Genomic DNA, 16,716 nt, shown 5'->3' on the forward strand with positions numbered 1-16,716 from the left:
CTTGTCCCCTACGGCCCCGCCGGGGGTGGTGGCGGGCGGGCGCGCGCGGTGCGGGGCCGGGGGGGGGGGGGAGAGGGGCAGGGGAGCGCCGCGGCGCCCCCCCCCCGGGGGGGCCCCCCCCCACCTGGGGTGGGCTCAGCCGTTGACGAGGAAGGACGCGTTGTTGTTCTTCGTCACTCCCAGGTTGATGTTGCCGCAGGCAGGAACCGTGTCGTATGGACCGGACCAGTTGCTGTAGAAGAAGACCTGGACGTTGCCGTAGCAGACACCGGGGTACTGGTACGTGGCTGAGGCGGCATTGTTCTTGACGGGGATGCCCTGGCCCGGGCCGGGACTGAGGAAAGCACCGGCGTCGGACAGGTTCGAGAAGCCTCTGAAACCGGTGCTGAGGTCCCAGCCGGCCACCGAGCCGGACTGGTTGCTGTTGTACCAGAGACAGAATGCCCGCGCGCCGAGGCAGTTGGGATTGTTCGGGGCTGCCTGGGCGGGCGCCGTGCCGGCCAGGGTCGCCATGGTCGCCGCCGATGCGACGATCAGACCGGTCAACGCACGTTTGAACGGCACTGTTTACTCCCTTTGTTGAGGTTCATACGGTGAGTGCACCTCCGGCAGGTTAGGACTCGTTTTCGGATGGAATGCCGCGGTCCGGGGCCGTCCAGCGCGCTGCTGTGGCGGGCGGCGTCCGTACTGCCGACTGGCGCGGTCACGAGTATTGCCAAGGCTCCGCTGTGCCTGCATTGACTGTCAGCGCAAGCCTCTCTGGCATGTAGTGCACTGCGAGCCGTCCGGCGGCGTGCTCGCCTCCGCTCATGCGACGACCGGGCGTTAAATTCAAACTGGTGTTCGCATAGGGCGGGGTGATGATTTCCAACCTCGAAGTTTCGTGACGGTCCGCCGACGGAGTCGGTGGACCGTCTTCGTGCCATGGGCTGGGGGCGGGCAGGCCGAGAGCCCGAGTGTCGCCTCGGGGTGGCGCCGGGTTCCACTGCACCGGGTGTTGAGCTGCTGTCGTAGGGACGGGAGATTTGTCGGTCAGCCGGGGTTCGGCAGGAGTGCGAGCCGGTCGGTTCTGAGCCGCTTCGATGGCTTGAGAGACTTGGCCGCTCGGAGCTTCGTGACGACTCGACCGCCAATGGGGAGACGCGACTCGATCGCTGCTGTAGGACAACGTCGGCGAGGTCGTCTGCGGATGACGTGTGTGACGGCAAGCCGGCGGAGGTGACCGTGCCCAAGATCTGGGCCGGAGTGGACATCGGCAAGGATCACCACCACTGCGTGGTGATCAACGCGGACGGTGAACGGCTGCTGTCCCGCCGGGTCCTGAACGACGAGACCGAGCTGCTCCAGCTCATCGGTGACGTCCTGGCGATATCCACCGACGTGCTGTGGGCCGTCGACCTCAACCACGGCGCCGCCGCCCTGCTCATCGGCCTGCTCCTCAGCCACGACTACGAGCTGTCTCCTTGAGCCCAGCGGTCACACTCCTGTCCCGTCGGTCAAGATCGCCTGTCGAGCAACAGGGCCCGCAGCGTGCAGCAGCCGGCCGAGCTCCGCCGGACGGGGCCGTGGTCACAGACCAAGGGCTGCGGGCCGGGGCCGGCCGGCGGTTGCGTACGAGACGCGGCCCCGAGGCCGGGGGCGCGGCCGGGGGCGCGGCGGCCGGACGTAAGGCCGGCGGGGCAGCGCCAGACGTACGGCGGCCCGAGCCGGCCCAGCCCGGACCGGCGCTGCGGCAGGCGGCGGGGAACGGGCCGGGCAGCCGCGGGGCACAGGGACGGAGCGGCTCGGGCGTACGGGACCGGGCGCGGCCGGCGCGGGCACCGCGTGGCCGGACGCAGCGGACGGGAAGCAGCCCGGCGCGGCGCGTCCGGCAGGCTGGCGGCGGACAGCAGAGGCGGGGCCCGCGGGCGGGGCCGGGACAGGCACGGGACAGCCCGGCAGGCGGACGGTGGCGGGCACGGGCGCCGCGCGGCCGGGGACAGAGGGCCGGAACGGGCGTAGCGGGCGGGAGCGGCGTGGGAGCGGGATCGGCCGGACAGCAGCAGCGCGGAGGCCCGGCCCGGCCGACGTGGCTGGCACGGCATGGCTGACGGGTGGCCGGGCGCGGCCCGGCGGGACGGGCGGCACGGGGAGCGGGAGCGCGCACGGCCCGGGACCGGGGACGGGATGTGCGGACGGCCGTCGGCCGCGGGGCGCGGGCGGCCCGGCCGCCGTCACCAGCGCACTACGACTGGCTTGCAACTCGGCATCGTCAGCGGGGCTCGATGGCCGGCTGCTTTGCGGGAGAGGGCGGCGTCCGGCCGCCGCGCGGGGTGCGCCGGCGGCCGGTTCGTCCGGCTCACGACCCGTCGGTCTGCGGTTGCCGGCGGCGCTGGTAGCCGGCGCCGAGCCTTTTGAGCTTGCGGCGTACCCGCTCGCCCGTCGGCGCCGGCTGGCCGGAGGCCAGCACCGCCTGTTCCCACGCGCGGCCGGTGGTCGCGTAGCAGTCGGCAACCTCATGCTCGGCCGGGGCAAGCTTGTTCAGCACCCGGTTGACCCGCTCGTGATCCGCCATGTCCGGTGCCGGGCCCACGCCATCCATCAGGAGGTCGGGATCGTCGAGAGGTACCACGCGCCGGCGGTGCGCGGTGCGTTCCCACACTTCGCTGTCAGTGGTCTGCTGGCACACCGAGTACATGGGCCCGGCCGTCGGCGAACTGCGCGGGGCCGGCCGAGAGGTGGACGCCGAGGTCCTGGCGCACATCTCCCCGGCCCGCAGCTCGGTGGTGAACTACTACGGCTCCATCACCGTCGACTACGAGCACGAACTGGCCCGGCTCGACGAGCGTTGACACCGGCCGTTGAGGACCGTAGCCATGGACGATCCCGGAGCCGGACTGTAGAGCAGCGGCGTCACCTTGACGAACCGAAGTGACGTATCCGAGGTTGGTTCCACTGGCCGGGTGGGCACAGCGCCCGGCCCGATGATCTCGGGAACCGGGCGCTGGGCGCTCGCGGCGTGGAGCGTTGGCGGTGGCGCGGCTCCGTCTCCGCGCCGCTGACGTGTGTTGCGTTGGGCCGTGCCTCGGCCCGCTGCTCAGCAGCGGTTCGCGGTGCCGGTGGACCAGAGCGGGTGGGTGATGTCGCGGTAGATGGTGAAGTTGCCGTCGTTACTGATCCGCGCGAACGTCGCGCCCTGGCCCCAGGTGCCGGAGTCCCAGATCGGGATGTCCTCCTTGGTGTACACGACGAGGTTACCGTCGCCCTGGAAGACGGCGTAGGCACCGGGGTTGCCGTCGGTCGCGGTGTCCCACAGGTACTTGCCCGCAGGCGAGGTGCAGTAGAGGACGAAGTTGCCGTCCCCCTGCATGATCAGGTAGCCGCGGTCCGACTGGTAGTGGTCGTCGGGGTTGAAGCGGAAGTCGGGCTTGAAGTAGATGTGGGCCGCCTGCGCGGGTGAGGCGCTCGCCATGGCGATGCCGACCACCGCGAGGCATGCGGTGAGCGTGGTCATGAGTTTTCTTCGGAGCGGCAACGGTACCTCCTAGGGCGGGGTTTCCGGTTGGTTGCGTCACCGGCGTCGGCTGACGTCGCCGGCCTGTCCTGATACTGACGAAAGCGCAGCAGGTACTCCATCCCAGAAATCTGGGGGGTGCGCACGGGGCGGGGGCGGTTCAGTCCCCACGGGCACCCTTGAGGGGCGAGGGGGCCAATCCCCCGCCGGCGCCGCGCGCCGGTCGGTGAGGACAGCTAGCGCATCTCTCTTTGATGGGTTGGTCGGTTGATCGGATGTGTCCGTCCGATGGGTGATCACCGATGCGATGTGGGACCGGATCGAGCCGTTGATGTCGGCGGATCCGGTCCGCGGGCGGCGATGGGCCGACCACCGCCGCACCCTTGAGGCCATCGCGTGGAAGTACCGCACCAACTCGCCCTGGCGGGACCTGCCCGACGAGCTCGGCTCTTTCCGGACCGCTCACAAGCGGCTGATCAGATGGGCCGTGGACGGCACCTGGGAGATGATCCTCACCACCGTCCTGGCAGCGGCGGACGCCGACGAGGACATCGACTGGACCGTGTCAGTGGACTCCACGGTTGTCCGGGCTCACCAGCACGCTGCCGGAGCACTCCAAAAGGGGCGGCCCGCACCGGCGAGCCCGCCGATCACGCGCTCGGACGCTCCCGCGGCGGGCTGAGCACCAAGGTCCACCTGGCCGCGGACGGCCGCGCACGGCCTCTCGTCTTCACCGTCACCGCGGGCCAGGCAGGTGACGCACCCGCCTTCGAGACGGTGATGTCCCGCATCCGCGTGCCCCGCACTGGTCCGGGCAGGCCTCGGACCCGGCCCCTGGCCGTTCTCGCCGACCACGCGTATTCCTCCCGCGCCATCCGCAGCCACCTACGGCGCCGGGGTATCCGTGCGGTCATCCCGCAACCGTCCGACCAGATCGGTCACCGCCTGCGGCGAGGCCGGCTCGGTGGCGCCCGCCGCTTCGACGGGGCCCGCGCCTGCCGCCTGGCGGTCTTCCGCTGGACCACCCGCTACAACACCCGCCGACGGCACTCGGCGAACGGACAGCAGGCACCGATCGCTTACGAACAGCAGTCAGCTGCCTTGACACTCGCCGCATAACGACACGAACAGGTGTCCACTCCTCGGGGACAAGGCCCGTTCTCGGTGTTCGCCGTACCTATCCAGTACCTGAGCGGCGAGCGTCGTCCAGGACGTCACGCAGTGCCCAGTAGGCGGGTTTCGCCTCGTACGTCGCGTCCCAGGGAAGAGCGTTTCCCGGACTCGGGGGATAGTGTCGCAGGTCAGCCGTGGAGCCGTACTTGTCGGTGAAACCCCAGGTCGAGAACGAGGTGCAGTTGGGTTCTTCGCTGCAGACTGCGAGTTTCCCCGCCAACTGGCGGGCCTGGATGTCCTCTTCGTCCTCGTCGACGAGGACGTCCGCCTCCGAGACCCGGGCCTTCAGGCCGAGTTCGGCCAAAGCCCGGACCTTGCGTCGGAAGACCTCGGGGTCGGTACGGTCGCCGACGGCGTATTCGTGGTCCTGGAAACCGACGCCATCGATCGGAACGCCCCGCTCCTTCAGCCGGATCAGCAGCGCGTAGAGGGCGTCCCAGCGTGGACCGTCCTCCTCCACCCCGTACTCGTTGAGGTACAGCACCGCGTGCGGGTCGGCCTCGCGGGCAGCGTGGAAGGCGATGTCGATGTACTGCTCACCCATCGCTTCGAACCACAGCTGTGGCCGCACGCCCCGGTTGCCGTTGGAGTAGTCCTCATCCTCGTCGGACATGGGCTCGTTCACCACGTCCCATTCCGCCACCTTCCCCCGGAAGTGGCCCGCTACCGCGCGTATGTGCTCCACCATGACGCGCCTGCGTTGCTCGTGCGTCATCTCGGCACGCATCCATGCGGGCAGGGCTTCGAACCAGACGAGGGTGTGGCCGTGCACCTTCATCCTGTTGGCCTCGGCGAAGTCCACCAAGGTATCGCCTTCCGCGAACGCGAACACGCCGCGTCGAGGCTGGACGAACTGCGGCTTGAAGTCGTTCTCCGGCGTCAGCATGGAGAACTCCTCACCCGCCGTCCGGCGGTAGGCGCTGTCAGTCAGCAAGGGGCCCGCGGCCAGGGCGGTTCCCATACGGATCGGGCGTGGGAGAACCGCCGCCAGATCACGCATCGCATCGCTGGATCGGGGCACTCGCAGGCCGGGCGCGTCCACGACGGACATCCGGCCCCGTCCCAGTGACCGCGCGTGGAGATCGCTGAGGGTCCAGCCCTTCCCGCGGGCTCCCGCATCCGCGCCGAACCAGATGCGGCCACTGCCGAAGACGTCCCGCGCGGGAACGGTTCCCACGACCCTGCCGTCGGCCTCCAGCACAAGCCTGTGTGCGCGGACTTCGACGGCGAGGCGGACTTCGAGCCCCAGGCCGCTCCCGAAGGTCCGGGTCATCGCAGGTCTGTCGGAGTCCCCGTCCCAGCGGTCGATCCGGAGCCTCCCGCCGACCACGCCGATGCGCACGCCGCGCCGTTCGTAGCGCCATTCGTCGTAGATGACCGGCGTCTCACCGTACAGATGCAGGTAGGCATCCGTGTCATCCGTGCGCCGCAGGCCGGCTTCGATCCGGACATCCCCTCGGAACACCATGTGGGGACCGCGCAGGTTCACCGGTGGGTTCGGCTGTCCGCCGGTACCGTCCTGGCGTGTGATGCGCCGGTCGAGGGGTGTGACCCGTACCCCTGCGGGCGTGGGCTTCCCGCCGGCGAAGTGAGCCCAGTCCCTGCCGTTCAGGAGGTCCTCCACAGGTCCCCCCGCGGGCGCGGAGGTGCCGGCACGGTCCCCCGAGACACCAGCGACCAAGGCACACACGACCGCGACGACAGCGCTCTTCCGAAACCGCATGAACAGCAGCACTCCGTATCCTCAGCCCGTCTTCCGACGGCATCGCCGCCCTCAGCCACACCGCCGCCGAGCACGGTCCTCCCCGACCGCGGCAAGAACGGTGCACAACCGATCGCGCCCCCGCTGTGACCGATCGCCATTGTCTCAGGTGCGAGTGAGGGACCGTCGGCCGAGGACCGTTCGGGAACGACGGCCGGAAAGCGGTCGGTACGGTCGGCGGTGGGCCGGTACGGTCGGCAATGGGACCGTTTCATCCTGATTCCGCAGCTCGCGGTGCTGGTGTGGTCCGGGAGTGACGGACTCCTGCCGGTCAGCATCATGATCACTGCGGGGGTGATCGTCGGTCACCTCTGGACCCGGTGTTCGCGAGGACGAGGAGGGCCCGCAGGAGGGTGGTCGCGTGGCGGGCGTTCGTGCGGACCCCGGTCAGGATGCGCCAGGACTCGAGGTGGGCGAACCCGTGCTCGCCGGCGGCGCGTTCGCGGCTGATCAGCCGGTTCGCTTCCTTCTCGGCATCGGTGATCGGTGGTTCCGGGCGGGCTTGCGGCCGGTGACGATCACGGGGGCGTCGTCGGGCTGGTCGTCCAGGCCGACGAAGCCGAGGTCGGCCAGGGCGCCGAGGCCGGCCTCGCGGAGATGCGCGGTGATCTTGTCGTGGCGGGCGGCGGTGATCTCGCTGGACCGGCCGGGCCGGGCGGAGGGGATACCGGCCAGCTCCGCGCGCAACAGCTCCGCACGTTCCTCCGGCTCAAGCCGCTGCTGCACCGTCCGCGTCAGCACATCCGTCATGCCGCGGAACTTAGAGTTTGTCTCACGTGGTCTGAGCGGTGTGGGACATGGTGCTGCTCGTGGCTGGTGATCTTTCCTCTCGTCTTCTCCCTGACGGTCTGTGGGCTCTGACGGAGCCCTTGCTGCCGAAGTTCGCGCCTCGGAAGCAGGGCGGGGGCACGGCCCCGGTCGACGAGCGGCAGGTGTTCGCTGCGGTGGTATACGTGCTGGCCAGTAGGTGTGCATGGCAGTTGCTGCCCGGTACGTTCGGCGTCTCGCCGGCGACCGCGCACCGGCGGTTCACCGCCTGGACGAAGGCAGGAGTCCGGCGAAAGCTGCACCGGGCAGTTCTGGACGAGCTCGGGGCCCGCGGTGAGATCGACTGGACCTTGGCCATCGTGGACGCCGCCAACGTACGGGCGAAAAAGGGGGTTCGCTGACCGGGCCAAACCCGGTCGACCGAGGCAAGAAGGGCAGCAAGCTGCACGTTCTGTCCGATGCCCAGGGACTTCCTCTCGTCGTCGGCGCCTCCGGCGCGAACGTTCACGACACCCACGCCCTGCGGCCGCTGGTGCGGGGGATACCGGCGGTGCGCTCCCGGCGTGGACCGCGCCGCCGTCGGCCGGTCAAGCTCCGGGCCGACAAGGCATATCACTCCGCTGGGCACCGCAGATGGCTCCGCGAGCGGGGCATCGCCCCGCGCATCGCCAGGCCCGGCATCGAGTCCGGCGAACGACTCGGCCGTCACCGCTGGCGGATCGAGCGAACGATCAGCTGGCTCTTCGGCTACCGCCGCCTCACCGTCCGATACGAACGCAAGGGTGATCACTTCCTCGGCCTCGCCGCCGCCCTCACCTGCTACAAGAAACTGGCGAAAGCGGCCACGTGAGACAACCTCTAAATCATCGAGGATTTCTGAGTTCACTCGGGCGTAAATTGGGAGCCTCCGTCGAATCGGTAATCGGCGGAGGCTCCCAGGTGTTCGACGGCAACGTCAGCGGACAACTGCTGTGGCGGGCGAGTCGTCAGGCCCGTCGTTGGTTGAGTTGAGGGCGATGTCGAAGGTGTCGATGGCTTGGCGTTGCAGGTGAAGTCGGACGTGGGCGTAGGCGCCGGTTGTGACGCCGATGTGGGCGTGGCCGAGTCGCTCGTTCTCCACCTCTCCCGTTCTGATGTTCCGTCAGGTAAGTCGGCATCTGATCGGCATCAGTCCCCGAACTGTCCGAGACGGCTACCCGGACAAGCGCCTGGTCTGCGGTGTCACCGCAGCCTGGCTCGCACAGAAGCGCAGGCGGGAAGCCTGCTCGGTACGGTGCACGATGTTCTGCGAGGTCTTCGACCGGGAGGAGTGCCCGTATACAGTGAAGACCGCCCTTGACCTGCACAGAGCAGGCAGGGAGCCGTCTTCCGGGAGTCCAAAGTGCTGCGTACTCTGTTCAAGTCCAAGATCTAGCGTTTGGGCGTTTCCGCAGGTCAGAGCCCTGATCGCCGCCTCCAGGTCAGCAAACGGTCAGCATCGGGCCGGACGGTTTCCGGCTTGCTGACCTGCACCGCGGCAGGGGGCCTGCTGCCCTGCCCTGGGACTATTCCCGGCGCGGGGACGGATCCGCCGGGAAGGCCAGGCCGGTGACGTTGCCGGCCTGGACGATCGGGCCGTGCTGGGTGCCGCCGGAGACGGTGTTGTGCACCGTTGCTGGGCGGCCCGCTGCGGCCGCCAGTCGGCGCAGCGACGCCCCGAGAGCACTCAGTTCCTCGCCGGTGAGCGCCCCGGCTTCCACCAGCCCGCAGAGACGAGTCTGCCACTCGGCCGCGATGCCGGACGCGGCGCGCCCGTCCGCCCCGGTGCCCGTGAGGAGCAGCCGCGCACGTGCGTCGTCCAGGCCGGTGATCGCGACGGTGTCCGCGCCCGCACGTGCCAGGAACCGGCCCATCAGTGCGCGGGCGTGAGTCCAGGAATCGGTGACCATGAGGGAGACCAGGGTGGTGGCCCCCGATGCCGCCATCGCGGCCAGTTCTGCGTCCATCGCGTCCTCCTGGATGCGCGGGGATGAAATCTTCCGGTCGACGGTCAGACCGTGTCGGTCGGCGGCCCGGGGTCGGACGCCGGTTCCGCTCCGGTCTCGGGAGCGGGAGGTCTCGGCGGATCGAATCGGCGTAGGAGGTCCTCCGCGGTCTCGTGGCGGTTGTGCTGCTCGATGAGCTGCGAGAACTGTCGGGCCAGCATCGCCCGCCGGTCGTCGTCCTCCGTGAAGCCCATAGCTTCGAAGAACCCCGACAGGTGGTCTGCAGCCGAGGGCTCACGGGCTGGGAGATCGGCGGACTCCGTGCCGATGTCCGGCGTCCAGGGTCCTCCTGGCCGGTTCGGCAGCATCTCGAGCAGGCGCTCGGGGATGTCGGCGTCGTTGGCGGCGGAGGTCAGCTGCGCCAGCAAGGGGAGGTCGGCCACGGTCTTGGCCACGTGCTCGTCGTTCCTGGTGAGCCACCACACGACGGCGCTGCCGGTGTCCTTGAGGGCGTCCTCGCCCAGATACCGGCGCTTGCTCTGCTCGTACTTGCGCTGGTGCTCCCAGACCGCCTCGTCCTTGCGCACGCCGGCGAGCCGATCCAGACGCTCCTGGTCCTCGTCGGGCAACGTGAGGTTGATGTCCTCCGCCATCGCCCGGAGGTGGCCCGTGGAATCCGGGCACATGCGGCTGAGGGCGCCACCGAGTTCGTGCCGAAGGAGCGAGGCGTGGCCGGGTTCCCGCTTCTCGGCAATCGCGCGGGCCCGGCTGAGGACCGCGTCGACGGCGAGGCCGGCCGGGTTGACGACCGTGCCGCGCCCCGGACCGTCGGCGAAGCACCACCGTACGGTCGCTGAGAAGACGAAGTGGTAGTCGTCCCAGAGGCTCGGGAGCGCGACTCGGTTGACGCGGTACTCGGTTCGCTCCACCGGGGCAGCCGTGAGCTGCTCCTCGAAGCTGACCGGCACCGGGCCGCGGCGCTGCGAGGCCACCCGGAAGGTCACCGCGGGCAGTACGAGAAGAAGCGCGGCCAGCGCCGGCCAGGTCCAGCCGGGCCATCGCTGCACCAGGCCGACGATGGTCAGCAGCAGGCCGCACAGAACAGTGAGGAACACGGTCGTCGTCTTGCGTGTGGTCGTCATGATCGACTCCCTCTGGCCGATGCCGACGGGGTGGTAGGACCGAGGTTCTGTGCCACGCCGATCTTGTGGAGCAACAGGTCGGTCGTCTCGGCGGAGTGGGCGCCGGCGCCCGGAGAAGCGCACTCCGCCTGGCGCGCGGACGCGTACAACGCGGCGAACGCCGCGCCCCGGTCCTCCCCGCATCGGTCGGCGGCGGCGACCAGCAGGTCGAGGAGGACCTCCCCCCGGTCACCGGCGCCCTCGGCCGCCCAGTGCAGCCAGCTCTGTATCTCTGCCCGTGGTGCCACGCGTCGGCCTTCCGGCCGCGACACCGCGTGGGTCAGCACGGCACGCCAGCACGTGATCAGCGAGCGTCGTACCCCGTCCTCGTCGACCAGGGCGCGAGTGGTGACGGAGCGGTCCGTGAGCGGCTCCGGATCGCTGACGCGCAGAAAGATGGCCAGGTCGGTCGGTGCGAGGTCGCCGCGTGCCAGCCGGTCGAGCAGCCTTCGGCGTAGCCGTCGGCTGCCGGCCACCAGGTGGCACAGGGCCTGCAGCGCATGGGCCGTGCCGCGCTCACGCCGGGCGAGATGGTGCAGCCGGATCAGGGCGTGATCCGGATGGTCCAGCGCGAGGACGTCGGCGCAGACCTGGACCAGCACCTGGGCGAACTCACCGGTCAGCTGGCGGTACGCGCACCACTGGTAGATCCGCTCGCGGAAGTCCCTGCCATGGGCGGGGTCCGCGAGACCGCAGGTGAGGGCTTGGACCGCGGCCTCCGACCGGGCTCTGCCCGCTCCCTGTGCGCTCCACCGATCGGCGAGCGCGGCGAGCGCGTCGGGCCGCCCGGTTCGCAGATACTCACCCGCCAGCCGGGCCACCAGGCCGTCGCGGACGTCCGGCACGAGATGCGGGTCGCTCGACTCGACGACCCGCGCGGCCCACGCGCCGAGGTGCGGCCGCAGGTCGGGCATGTGGTCCCAGAAGTGGGCGCGGACGGCGGAGTCGTAGTCCAACTCGGTGAACCGCACGCGACCGTCCGGCCCGGGGCGGGCCGAGATCTCCGACAGCCGCTGGGCGAGGTCCTTGCGCTGGAGGAGCGGAGTCTCCTCCTCGGGGGCCCCGACCGTGCTCAGCAGAAGTGCGGCCGCCCGGTGGACCACGTCGGCGTGCGCGCCGTGGAGCATGGACACGGCGACCATCAGGGCGCGTTGGGAGGCGTCGGGCAAAGCGGCGACACGGTCGGCGACTTCGGCGCGGCGCCCGGCGCGCGCACGTTTCGCGGCCGCGCACCACTCGGGGAATCCCTCGCCGGTCCCGGCCGTTTCGCGGGCACGGCGTATGCGGTCGGCGAAGTCGGCGATCTCCCGCATGGGTTTGTGTTCGCTCAGGAACTCGTCGACAGTGACGTCGTTCCGGAGGAACTGCTCGTACGGCACGCCGTGGGCGCGCAGGTGTCGTCTGAGAACCTCCATGGGGAAAGCCGGCGGTCCGATCTCGACACGGAAGTGCTGCAGGTCGGGATCGAGGGCCCCTTCGTGCGGCATGACGACGACGAGATGGGCCCGCCGTTCGCGCACCGTCTGGCGCAGGGCGGGGAGGCCGCCCCGGGCCGCATGCCACGGACCGGCCTCCGCGGTGGACAGGTCGAGCAGCAGCCGGTCGCCCGGGTCGACGAAAGCCGGGTCGTCGTACAGCGGCAGCTCGTCCCGCTCGGCGGGCAGGAGTTCGCGGAAGGCACCGTCGGGACGGTGGTGTTCGCGCAACAGCACGCGAGCCGTGGCCGAGCGACCGCTGCCGGGAGCACCGTCGAGGATGACGGTGCCCGTCTCCTCGAGCGTGTCGCGTGCCCTTCCCATGTTGACCGGAGCGACTAAAACCCTCCGGGTCCAGCGCAGTTGGTCATCGGGAAGCTGCCGGAAGACCGGCTTTCGGGGTTCGTCGGCAGCGGAGCCGAGGTTGACGTAGATGTGGCCGTCGCCCGTGTGCGTGACGCCTCGCGTGCTCTCGACCCAGGTGGTGTGTTCTGTGCTCACCGTCGGTCGTCCTGGGGCCGCTCCGGCTCCCCGAACCGCTGGTGGACGTCCCCGTGGTGGTCGCCTTCGGTGTACGTCGTCCCGGTGCCCGAGATGTAGCGGTCGCCCGACACATGGCGTGAGTTGTTGTAGATGCTGCCGCTGCCCGTGTGGACCGTGCCGTGGGAGTTCTTCACGATCGTGCCGCCGACGTCACCGCTGAAGTCGCCCGCTTGGACGGACGTTCCACTCACGTCCTCGATCGAGTTGTGCACGCTGGTCGACGTCGGCGACGGCTCGCCGGGCTCGATCAGGTCCCGCAGCTCGGGCACCAGCTCGGCGACCAGATCGCCGATACGCCGGACGCCGGCCTCGGTGTCGTGGGTGCTGTCGAACGGTACGGACTGCAGATCGGCGAGCCGCGCCAGCTCGGGGGGCAGGGCCGCTTTGTTCAGCCGGTCGGTCTTGCGGCCGTCCAGCACGGGAACGACGACGAGCCCGCACTCGAACGCGGCCTCGATCTCCTTGCGCACCCAGTCGTCGGGATCTTGCAACCGACTGCGGAAGTTCGCCCAGTCCGGTCCTATGACGGCCAGCAGCACGCAGCTGTGGCGTAACGCGGTCAGGAGAACCTCGGGGTAGGCCTCCCCTGGGGTGATGGACCTGGACGCGCGGAAGACACGGTCCTGGCCGAAGCGACGTGACAGCTCCTGGTCGAGGAGGGCCGCGGTCCGCTCGCCGTCGCCGGTGCGGTAGTTGATGAACACGTGGGGCATGCCAGTGACTCCTTCATATGGTGGAGGGGCGCGACAACGTGCCGAGTCGCGGTCCCAGCCGGCGTACGGAGGAATGGTTCGCGTGGCGCGCCAGGGCGCGGGTGAGCCGTCTCAGGTCGGTCGTGACCGTGGCGGAACCCACGGCCTCCACTCCGTCGAGCAGGGGCGCCGCCAGGTCGCAGGCGTGGTCGATCTCGCCGGCCGACGCGTAGGCGAGTGCGCGGCGGACGCCGTACCTGACCTGGGTGCGAACCGCGTCCTCGCCGACCAGGGCGAGTTGTCGGTCCAGTTCCTCGCTCGCCTCCCGCGGCTGTCCGAGATCGACCAGGCACCAGCCGGTGACCATGCCGACCGGATCGGGAAGGTGCATGGTGCCGATCACCGGCTCGTCGGTCCCTTCGTCCTGGAGAGAAAGAAGCGCACGCGCGCGGTCCAGCGCGTCCAGACAAGCCCGGCGGTCACCCGCCAGGGCGTGGCCCTGGGCTTCGCGCTGTGCGGCGAGCCCGCGTATCCGCGGGGGCAGGGCCCTGCTCTGCGCGCGACGGGCCAGAGCGACCGTCTGCTCGGCGTCGTCCCGGTACAGCGTGATCAGGGCCCGGCGGACCAGCGCGTAACCCGCCAGTGCCCGGTCGCCGCCGGCGGCCGCCAGATCGACCGCGCGCTGCGTCCACCACAGAGCCGCCTGCTCGTCCCCGGTCTCCTGCACCAGCCAGCCGACGTATTCGGCGTACCGGGACCCAAGGGCCAGCAGGTGGCGACGGGTGCCGCTGTCACAGTGGGCGGACAGTTCCCGCAGGGTGTGGGTCTGTGCGATCAGAACGGGCAGGAGCAGACCGGGCGCCACCGTCTGGCCGAGTCTGCGGTAGTGGGTGAACAGCGAGCGGGAGGCTTCCACCATGTCCGCGCCCGCGGCCGGCGAGGCCGGGCCCGCGCTGTCGGACCGCCACGCCATCAGCGAAGCGGCACCGGCGCCTAGGGCATCCCGTCGACTCAAGGGCTGGAAGGTGTTCGGGCCGTCCGGCGACAACTGCATGATCCAGTCCTCCTCGTGGACAAAGCCCGGCGCCGGATCGACGGGCGGGTCGGTGGTCTCTGGTGCGAGCAGGGACAGCAGGGCCCCGCCGGCCCCGAGGGCGGCGTCACACAGGCGGGCGAGATCACGGCTGGGGGCCTTCAGGCCCCGCTCCACCTTGCTCAACTGCGCCTTGCTGTAGTGCACGGAGCCGGACAAGGCGGTAAGGCTGAGCCCTGCTTCCAGACGCCGCTTCCTCAACTCCTCGCCGAACCCGGTGGACGGCTGTGGCACGGAAACCTCCAACCCCTCCCGCCATCGGCCGAGTCGGCGCTGCACGTAGCGTGCGGCAGTCTGGCCGGGGCGGACAAGACGATCGATGCTGTTTCCCGTTTCCTTCTCCGACATGGGAACGCGACATGCGCGGCAGGGAGGACCGGAGAAACGGACTATCTGGAAGTCGTGCCGAAAAGGGAGGCGATCGTGCGCTCGACCACCCACCGGATGACGTCCAGGCCACTGCCGTGGTCCTCGCCACGCTCGGCGATCACCGGTGTGATGCCGAGAGCCCGCACAAGACGGCGGTACTTGTCATGGCCGCAGCCGCGGTCCGCGAGCAGGGCATCAGGCCGTCGGCGCGGGCGGCCGACCGGTCCCGCTACCCGCGGGATGCCCTGACCGTCGCCCGCCGCATGCCCTCTCGTCCACTGAGCCGGCGCCATGGGCCTCCTCGGGACCGTCGTCATTCCCGACGCCGAGACGGAAGCCGCAGCCGACTCCATCGCGGCGGTCCTCCGCGTGACCTGCTGTGCCACGATCACCCGCGCCCGCGAGCGGGGCTGGTCCCAGGTCGGCAGGGCAGCTGGTTGCTACGCCACCTGGGGTTGTATCGGTAGTAATCAATTCCATGGCGAACTCGGACTTCATCTGGAGGCGGTTGCTGCTGGTGTTCGGCCACCGAGGAGGCCGCTGGCAGGATCGAATGGACCAACCGTGACAAGTCGCGATCGAAGGTCCACCTGATCGCGGACCGGAACAACTGCCTCGGATTGAAGAAGTGGCTCCGTTGGAGAGCCGACCGTCACCGCATCGCCCGCAAGGGCGTCGAGGCCCTTAAGGCGGACACTGAAGCGAATCTGACGTGGCCTTTCTTGGTCTTGAAGATCGCGAAAGTTGCAGCCGGAGGCTCGGGGGCCGGGATGGAACTCTCGGGCGCTGACGAGGCGAAAGCGCTTGAGGTGCTGTTCGAGGAGCTGGATTCATTCCTGTCCGCAAGGAATGGTACTCATGGAGCAACCGTCATCATCGCGAAGTATCTAAAGATGCGCGGTTGACGAAATATCAGAAGCCCCACCGAGGAATCTTCTCGGTGGGGCTTCTGCGCTGTTTGATGGCAACGTCAGCTGACGACGGCCATTGCGGGCGGATCATCGAGGACGTCGTCGGTGGGGTCGAAGGCGTCACCCAAGGCGTCGATGGCTTGGCGTTGGAGGCGGAGTCGGACATGGGCGTAGACGCTGGGCGTGACTCCGATGTGGGCGTGGCCGAGTCACTCGTTCTCCACCTCTCCTGTTCCTGATGTCCCGTCAGGTAAGTCAGCATCTGATCAGCATCAGTCCCCGAACAGTCCGAGACGGCTACCCGGACAAGCGCCTGGTCTGCGGCGTCACCACAGCCTGGCTCGCGCAGAAGTGCAGGCGGGAAGCCTGCTCGGTGCGGTGCACGATGTTCTGCGAGGTCTTCGATCGGGAGGCGTGCCCGTGTACAGTGAAGACCGCCCTTGACCTGCACAAAGCAGGCAGGGAGCCGTCCTCCAGGAGTCCAACATGCTGCGCACCATGTTCAAGTCCAAGATCCACCGAGCCACCGTCACCCAGGCCGACCTGCACTACGTGGGATCCGTGACGATCGACGCCGAACTGCTCGATGCCGCCGATCTGCTGCCCGGGGAACTGGTGCACATCGTCGACGTCACCAATGGGGCCCGCCTGGAGACGTACGTCATCGAGGGGGAGCGCGGGTCCGGGGTGATCGGGATCAACGGGGCCGCCGCCCATCTCGTCCGGCCCGGCGATCTGGTGATCATCATCAGTTACGCTCAGGTGGCCGACGCCGAGGCGCGGGCGCTGGAACCCCGGGTGGTGCACGTGGACGGCGACAACCGCATCGTGTCCCTGGGGGCCGACCCGTCCGAACCGGTGCCGGGGTCGGACCAGGAACGCAGTCCGGGGGCCGTCACCACGGCCTGACCGGCGCAGACCGAGGCAGGAGGGTGACGGTGACCATGGGTGACATCGAGATCCGTGACGACCGGACGGCGGGCCGGCTCGAGGCGGTGGCGGACGGCGAGGTCGTCGGGCGGATCGAGTACTTCCCGCTCGACGCCCCCGGGCGTGCGCTCGTGCCCGTGCACACCATTGTCGAGCCCGCCCACGAGGGCAAGGGCATCGCGGGTTCCCTCGCCCGGGAGCTCTACGCCGTCGCCGCCCGCGAGGACAGCGCCGTCGCCCCGCTCTGCCCGTACGTCGCCACGTGGGCCGAGCGCCACCCCGACCAGGCCCCGGCGGCCGGGCCGGAGCTGATCCGGGCGGCGAAGGAGTGGCTGGCGGCGCATCCCGAGCGGTTCTGAGGT

17 protein-coding genes and 2 pseudogenes are annotated in these 16,716 nt (G+C 69.7%); 7 read left to right on the forward strand and 12 right to left on the reverse strand.

What is annotated here, in order from left to right:
- Positions 1 to 135 precede the first annotated feature (135 nt).
- Positions 136 to 564, reverse strand: coding sequence for a hypothetical protein (locus tag ACFY3N_RS31905; protein WP_390820270.1), 429 nt, complete (start codon positions 562 to 564; stop codon positions 136 to 138).
- Positions 565 to 1,224: 660 nt separating this feature from the next.
- Here ACFY3N_RS31905 and ACFY3N_RS31910 point away from each other — a divergent pair.
- Positions 1,225 to 1,449 (forward strand): annotated as a pseudogene (locus ACFY3N_RS31910) (transposase); the annotation flags it as partial.
- Positions 1,450 to 2,338: 889 nt separating this feature from the next.
- Here ACFY3N_RS31910 and ACFY3N_RS31915 read toward each other — a convergent pair.
- Positions 2,339 to 2,668 (reverse strand): hypothetical protein, encoded by a 330-nt coding sequence (locus ACFY3N_RS31915; protein WP_390820271.1) that lies wholly within the window; start codon positions 2,666 to 2,668, stop codon positions 2,339 to 2,341.
- A gap of 7 nt (positions 2,669 to 2,675) precedes the next feature.
- On the opposite strand from ACFY3N_RS31915, the gene ACFY3N_RS31920 reads away from it, so the two are divergent.
- Positions 2,676 to 2,831: a hypothetical protein gene (locus ACFY3N_RS31920; RefSeq protein ID WP_390820272.1), complete on the forward strand. Its 156-nt coding sequence runs from the start codon at positions 2,676 to 2,678 to the stop codon at positions 2,829 to 2,831.
- Positions 2,832 to 3,076: 245 nt separating this feature from the next.
- Here the strand turns inward: ACFY3N_RS31920 and ACFY3N_RS31925 are convergent, their stop codons facing one another.
- Positions 3,077 to 3,493 carry a hypothetical protein gene (locus ACFY3N_RS31925; RefSeq protein WP_390820273.1) on the reverse strand — a complete coding sequence of 139 codons (417 nt, stop codon included), beginning with the start codon at positions 3,491 to 3,493 and terminating at the stop codon, positions 3,077 to 3,079.
- Between the two features lie 277 nt (positions 3,494 to 3,770).
- Between ACFY3N_RS31925 and ACFY3N_RS31930 the strand changes: the two genes are divergently transcribed.
- Positions 3,771 to 4,612 (forward strand): IS5 family transposase gene (locus ACFY3N_RS31930; protein WP_390820274.1). Its coding sequence is split into 2 segments (ribosomal slippage): positions 3,771 to 4,107 and positions 4,107 to 4,612, totalling 843 coding nucleotides; the frame shifts between segments, so codons are not numbered across the junction.
- Positions 4,613 to 4,670: 58 nt separating this feature from the next.
- Here ACFY3N_RS31930 and ACFY3N_RS31935 read toward each other — a convergent pair.
- Positions 4,671 to 6,401 carry an endo-1,4-beta-xylanase gene (locus ACFY3N_RS31935; protein ID WP_390820275.1) on the reverse strand — a complete coding sequence of 577 codons (1,731 nt, stop codon included), beginning with the start codon at positions 6,399 to 6,401 and terminating at the stop codon, positions 4,671 to 4,673.
- 477 nt (positions 6,402 to 6,878) lie between these two features.
- Entirely contained in the window at positions 6,879 to 7,178 is a 300-nt protein-coding gene (locus tag ACFY3N_RS31940) for a hypothetical protein (RefSeq protein WP_390820276.1), read from the reverse strand.
- A 47-nt stretch (positions 7,179 to 7,225) separates the two neighbouring features.
- On the opposite strand from ACFY3N_RS31940, the gene ACFY3N_RS31945 reads away from it, so the two are divergent.
- A protein-coding gene (locus ACFY3N_RS31945) for an IS5 family transposase (protein ID WP_390820277.1) occupies positions 7,226 to 8,046 on the forward strand; the annotation gives its coding sequence in 2 pieces (ribosomal slippage) (positions 7,226 to 7,580 and positions 7,580 to 8,046; 822 coding nt in all).
- 105 nt (positions 8,047 to 8,151) lie between these two features.
- Here the strand turns inward: ACFY3N_RS31945 and ACFY3N_RS31950 are convergent.
- From ACFY3N_RS31950 to ACFY3N_RS31980, 7 genes and pseudogenes are all read right to left on the reverse strand, one after another.
- Positions 8,152 to 8,316: an integrase gene (locus tag ACFY3N_RS31950; RefSeq protein ID WP_390820278.1), complete on the reverse strand. Its 165-nt coding sequence runs from the start codon at positions 8,314 to 8,316 to the stop codon at positions 8,152 to 8,154.
- A 424-nt stretch (positions 8,317 to 8,740) separates the two neighbouring features.
- Positions 8,741 to 9,181, reverse strand: a complete 441-nt coding sequence (locus ACFY3N_RS31955) for a hypothetical protein (RefSeq protein WP_390820279.1) — start codon at positions 9,179 to 9,181, stop codon at positions 8,741 to 8,743.
- A 44-nt stretch (positions 9,182 to 9,225) separates the two neighbouring features.
- On the reverse strand, positions 9,226 to 10,302 hold the full coding sequence (locus tag ACFY3N_RS31960; RefSeq protein ID WP_390820280.1) for a hypothetical protein: 1,077 nt from the start codon (positions 10,300 to 10,302) through the stop codon (positions 9,226 to 9,228).
- Positions 10,299 to 12,317: a hypothetical protein gene (locus ACFY3N_RS31965; RefSeq protein WP_390820281.1), complete on the reverse strand. Its 2,019-nt coding sequence runs from the start codon at positions 12,315 to 12,317 to the stop codon at positions 10,299 to 10,301. Before ACFY3N_RS31965 ends, ACFY3N_RS31960 begins: the two co-directional genes overlap by 4 nt.
- Positions 12,314 to 13,072, reverse strand: a complete 759-nt coding sequence (locus tag ACFY3N_RS31970; RefSeq protein WP_390820282.1) for a toll/interleukin-1 receptor domain-containing protein — start codon at positions 13,070 to 13,072, stop codon at positions 12,314 to 12,316. The genes ACFY3N_RS31965 and ACFY3N_RS31970 overlap by 4 nt, the downstream gene beginning before the upstream one ends.
- A 13-nt stretch (positions 13,073 to 13,085) precedes the next feature.
- Positions 13,086 to 14,378 (reverse strand): helix-turn-helix domain-containing protein, encoded by a 1,293-nt coding sequence (locus ACFY3N_RS31975; RefSeq protein ID WP_390820283.1) that lies wholly within the window; start codon positions 14,376 to 14,378, stop codon positions 13,086 to 13,088.
- A gap of 170 nt (positions 14,379 to 14,548) precedes the next feature.
- Positions 14,549 to 14,755, reverse strand: a pseudogene (locus ACFY3N_RS31980) (IS5/IS1182 family transposase); the annotation flags it as partial.
- Positions 14,756 to 15,133: 378 nt separating this feature from the next.
- Here ACFY3N_RS31980 and ACFY3N_RS31985 point away from each other — a divergent pair.
- The 3 genes from ACFY3N_RS31985 to ACFY3N_RS31995 all read left to right on the forward strand — a co-directional run bounded on the left by ACFY3N_RS31985 (position 15,134) and on the right by ACFY3N_RS31995 (position 16,713).
- Entirely contained in the window at positions 15,134 to 15,418 is a 285-nt protein-coding gene (locus ACFY3N_RS31985) for a hypothetical protein (protein WP_390820284.1), read from the forward strand.
- A gap of 492 nt (positions 15,419 to 15,910) precedes the next feature.
- Positions 15,911 to 16,333 (forward strand): aspartate 1-decarboxylase, encoded by a 423-nt coding sequence (gene panD, locus ACFY3N_RS31990; RefSeq protein WP_390820285.1) that lies wholly within the window; start codon positions 15,911 to 15,913, stop codon positions 16,331 to 16,333.
- A 35-nt stretch (positions 16,334 to 16,368) separates the two neighbouring features.
- Complete coding sequence (locus ACFY3N_RS31995; RefSeq protein WP_390820379.1) at positions 16,369 to 16,713, forward strand: GNAT family N-acetyltransferase; 345 nt, start codon at positions 16,369 to 16,371, stop codon at positions 16,711 to 16,713.
- Positions 16,714 to 16,716 lie beyond the last annotated feature (3 nt).

Origin of the sequence: Streptomyces sp. NPDC000348, from assembly GCF_042898795.1 — a bacterium.
Taxonomy (GTDB): Bacteria; Actinomycetota; Actinomycetes; order Streptomycetales; family Streptomycetaceae; genus Streptomyces.

What these genes read in the sequence shown, in the direction of transcription:
- ACFY3N_RS31920 (WP_390820272.1), top strand. Translation starts at nt 2,676, where the DNA reads ATGGGCCCGGCCGTCGGCGAACTGCGCGGGGCCGGCCGAGAGGTGGAC.
- ACFY3N_RS31925 (WP_390820273.1), bottom strand. Translation starts at nt 3,493, where the DNA reads ATGACCACGCTCACCGCATGCCTCGCGGTGGTCGGCATCGCCATGGCG.
- ACFY3N_RS31940 (WP_390820276.1), bottom strand. Translation starts at nt 7,178, where the DNA reads ATGACGGATGTGCTGACGCGGACGGTGCAGCAGCGGCTTGAGCCGGAG.
- ACFY3N_RS31955 (WP_390820279.1), bottom strand. Translation starts at nt 9,181, where the DNA reads ATGGACGCAGAACTGGCCGCGATGGCGGCATCGGGGGCCACCACCCTG.
- ACFY3N_RS31960 (WP_390820280.1), bottom strand. Translation starts at nt 10,302, where the DNA reads ATGACGACCACACGCAAGACGACGACCGTGTTCCTCACTGTTCTGTGC.
- ACFY3N_RS31970 (WP_390820282.1), bottom strand. Translation starts at nt 13,072, where the DNA reads ATGCCCCACGTGTTCATCAACTACCGCACCGGCGACGGCGAGCGGACC.
- panD (WP_390820285.1), top strand. Translation starts at nt 15,911, where the DNA reads ATGCTGCGCACCATGTTCAAGTCCAAGATCCACCGAGCCACCGTCACC.
- ACFY3N_RS31995 (WP_390820379.1), top strand. Translation starts at nt 16,369, where the DNA reads ATGGGTGACATCGAGATCCGTGACGACCGGACGGCGGGCCGGCTCGAG.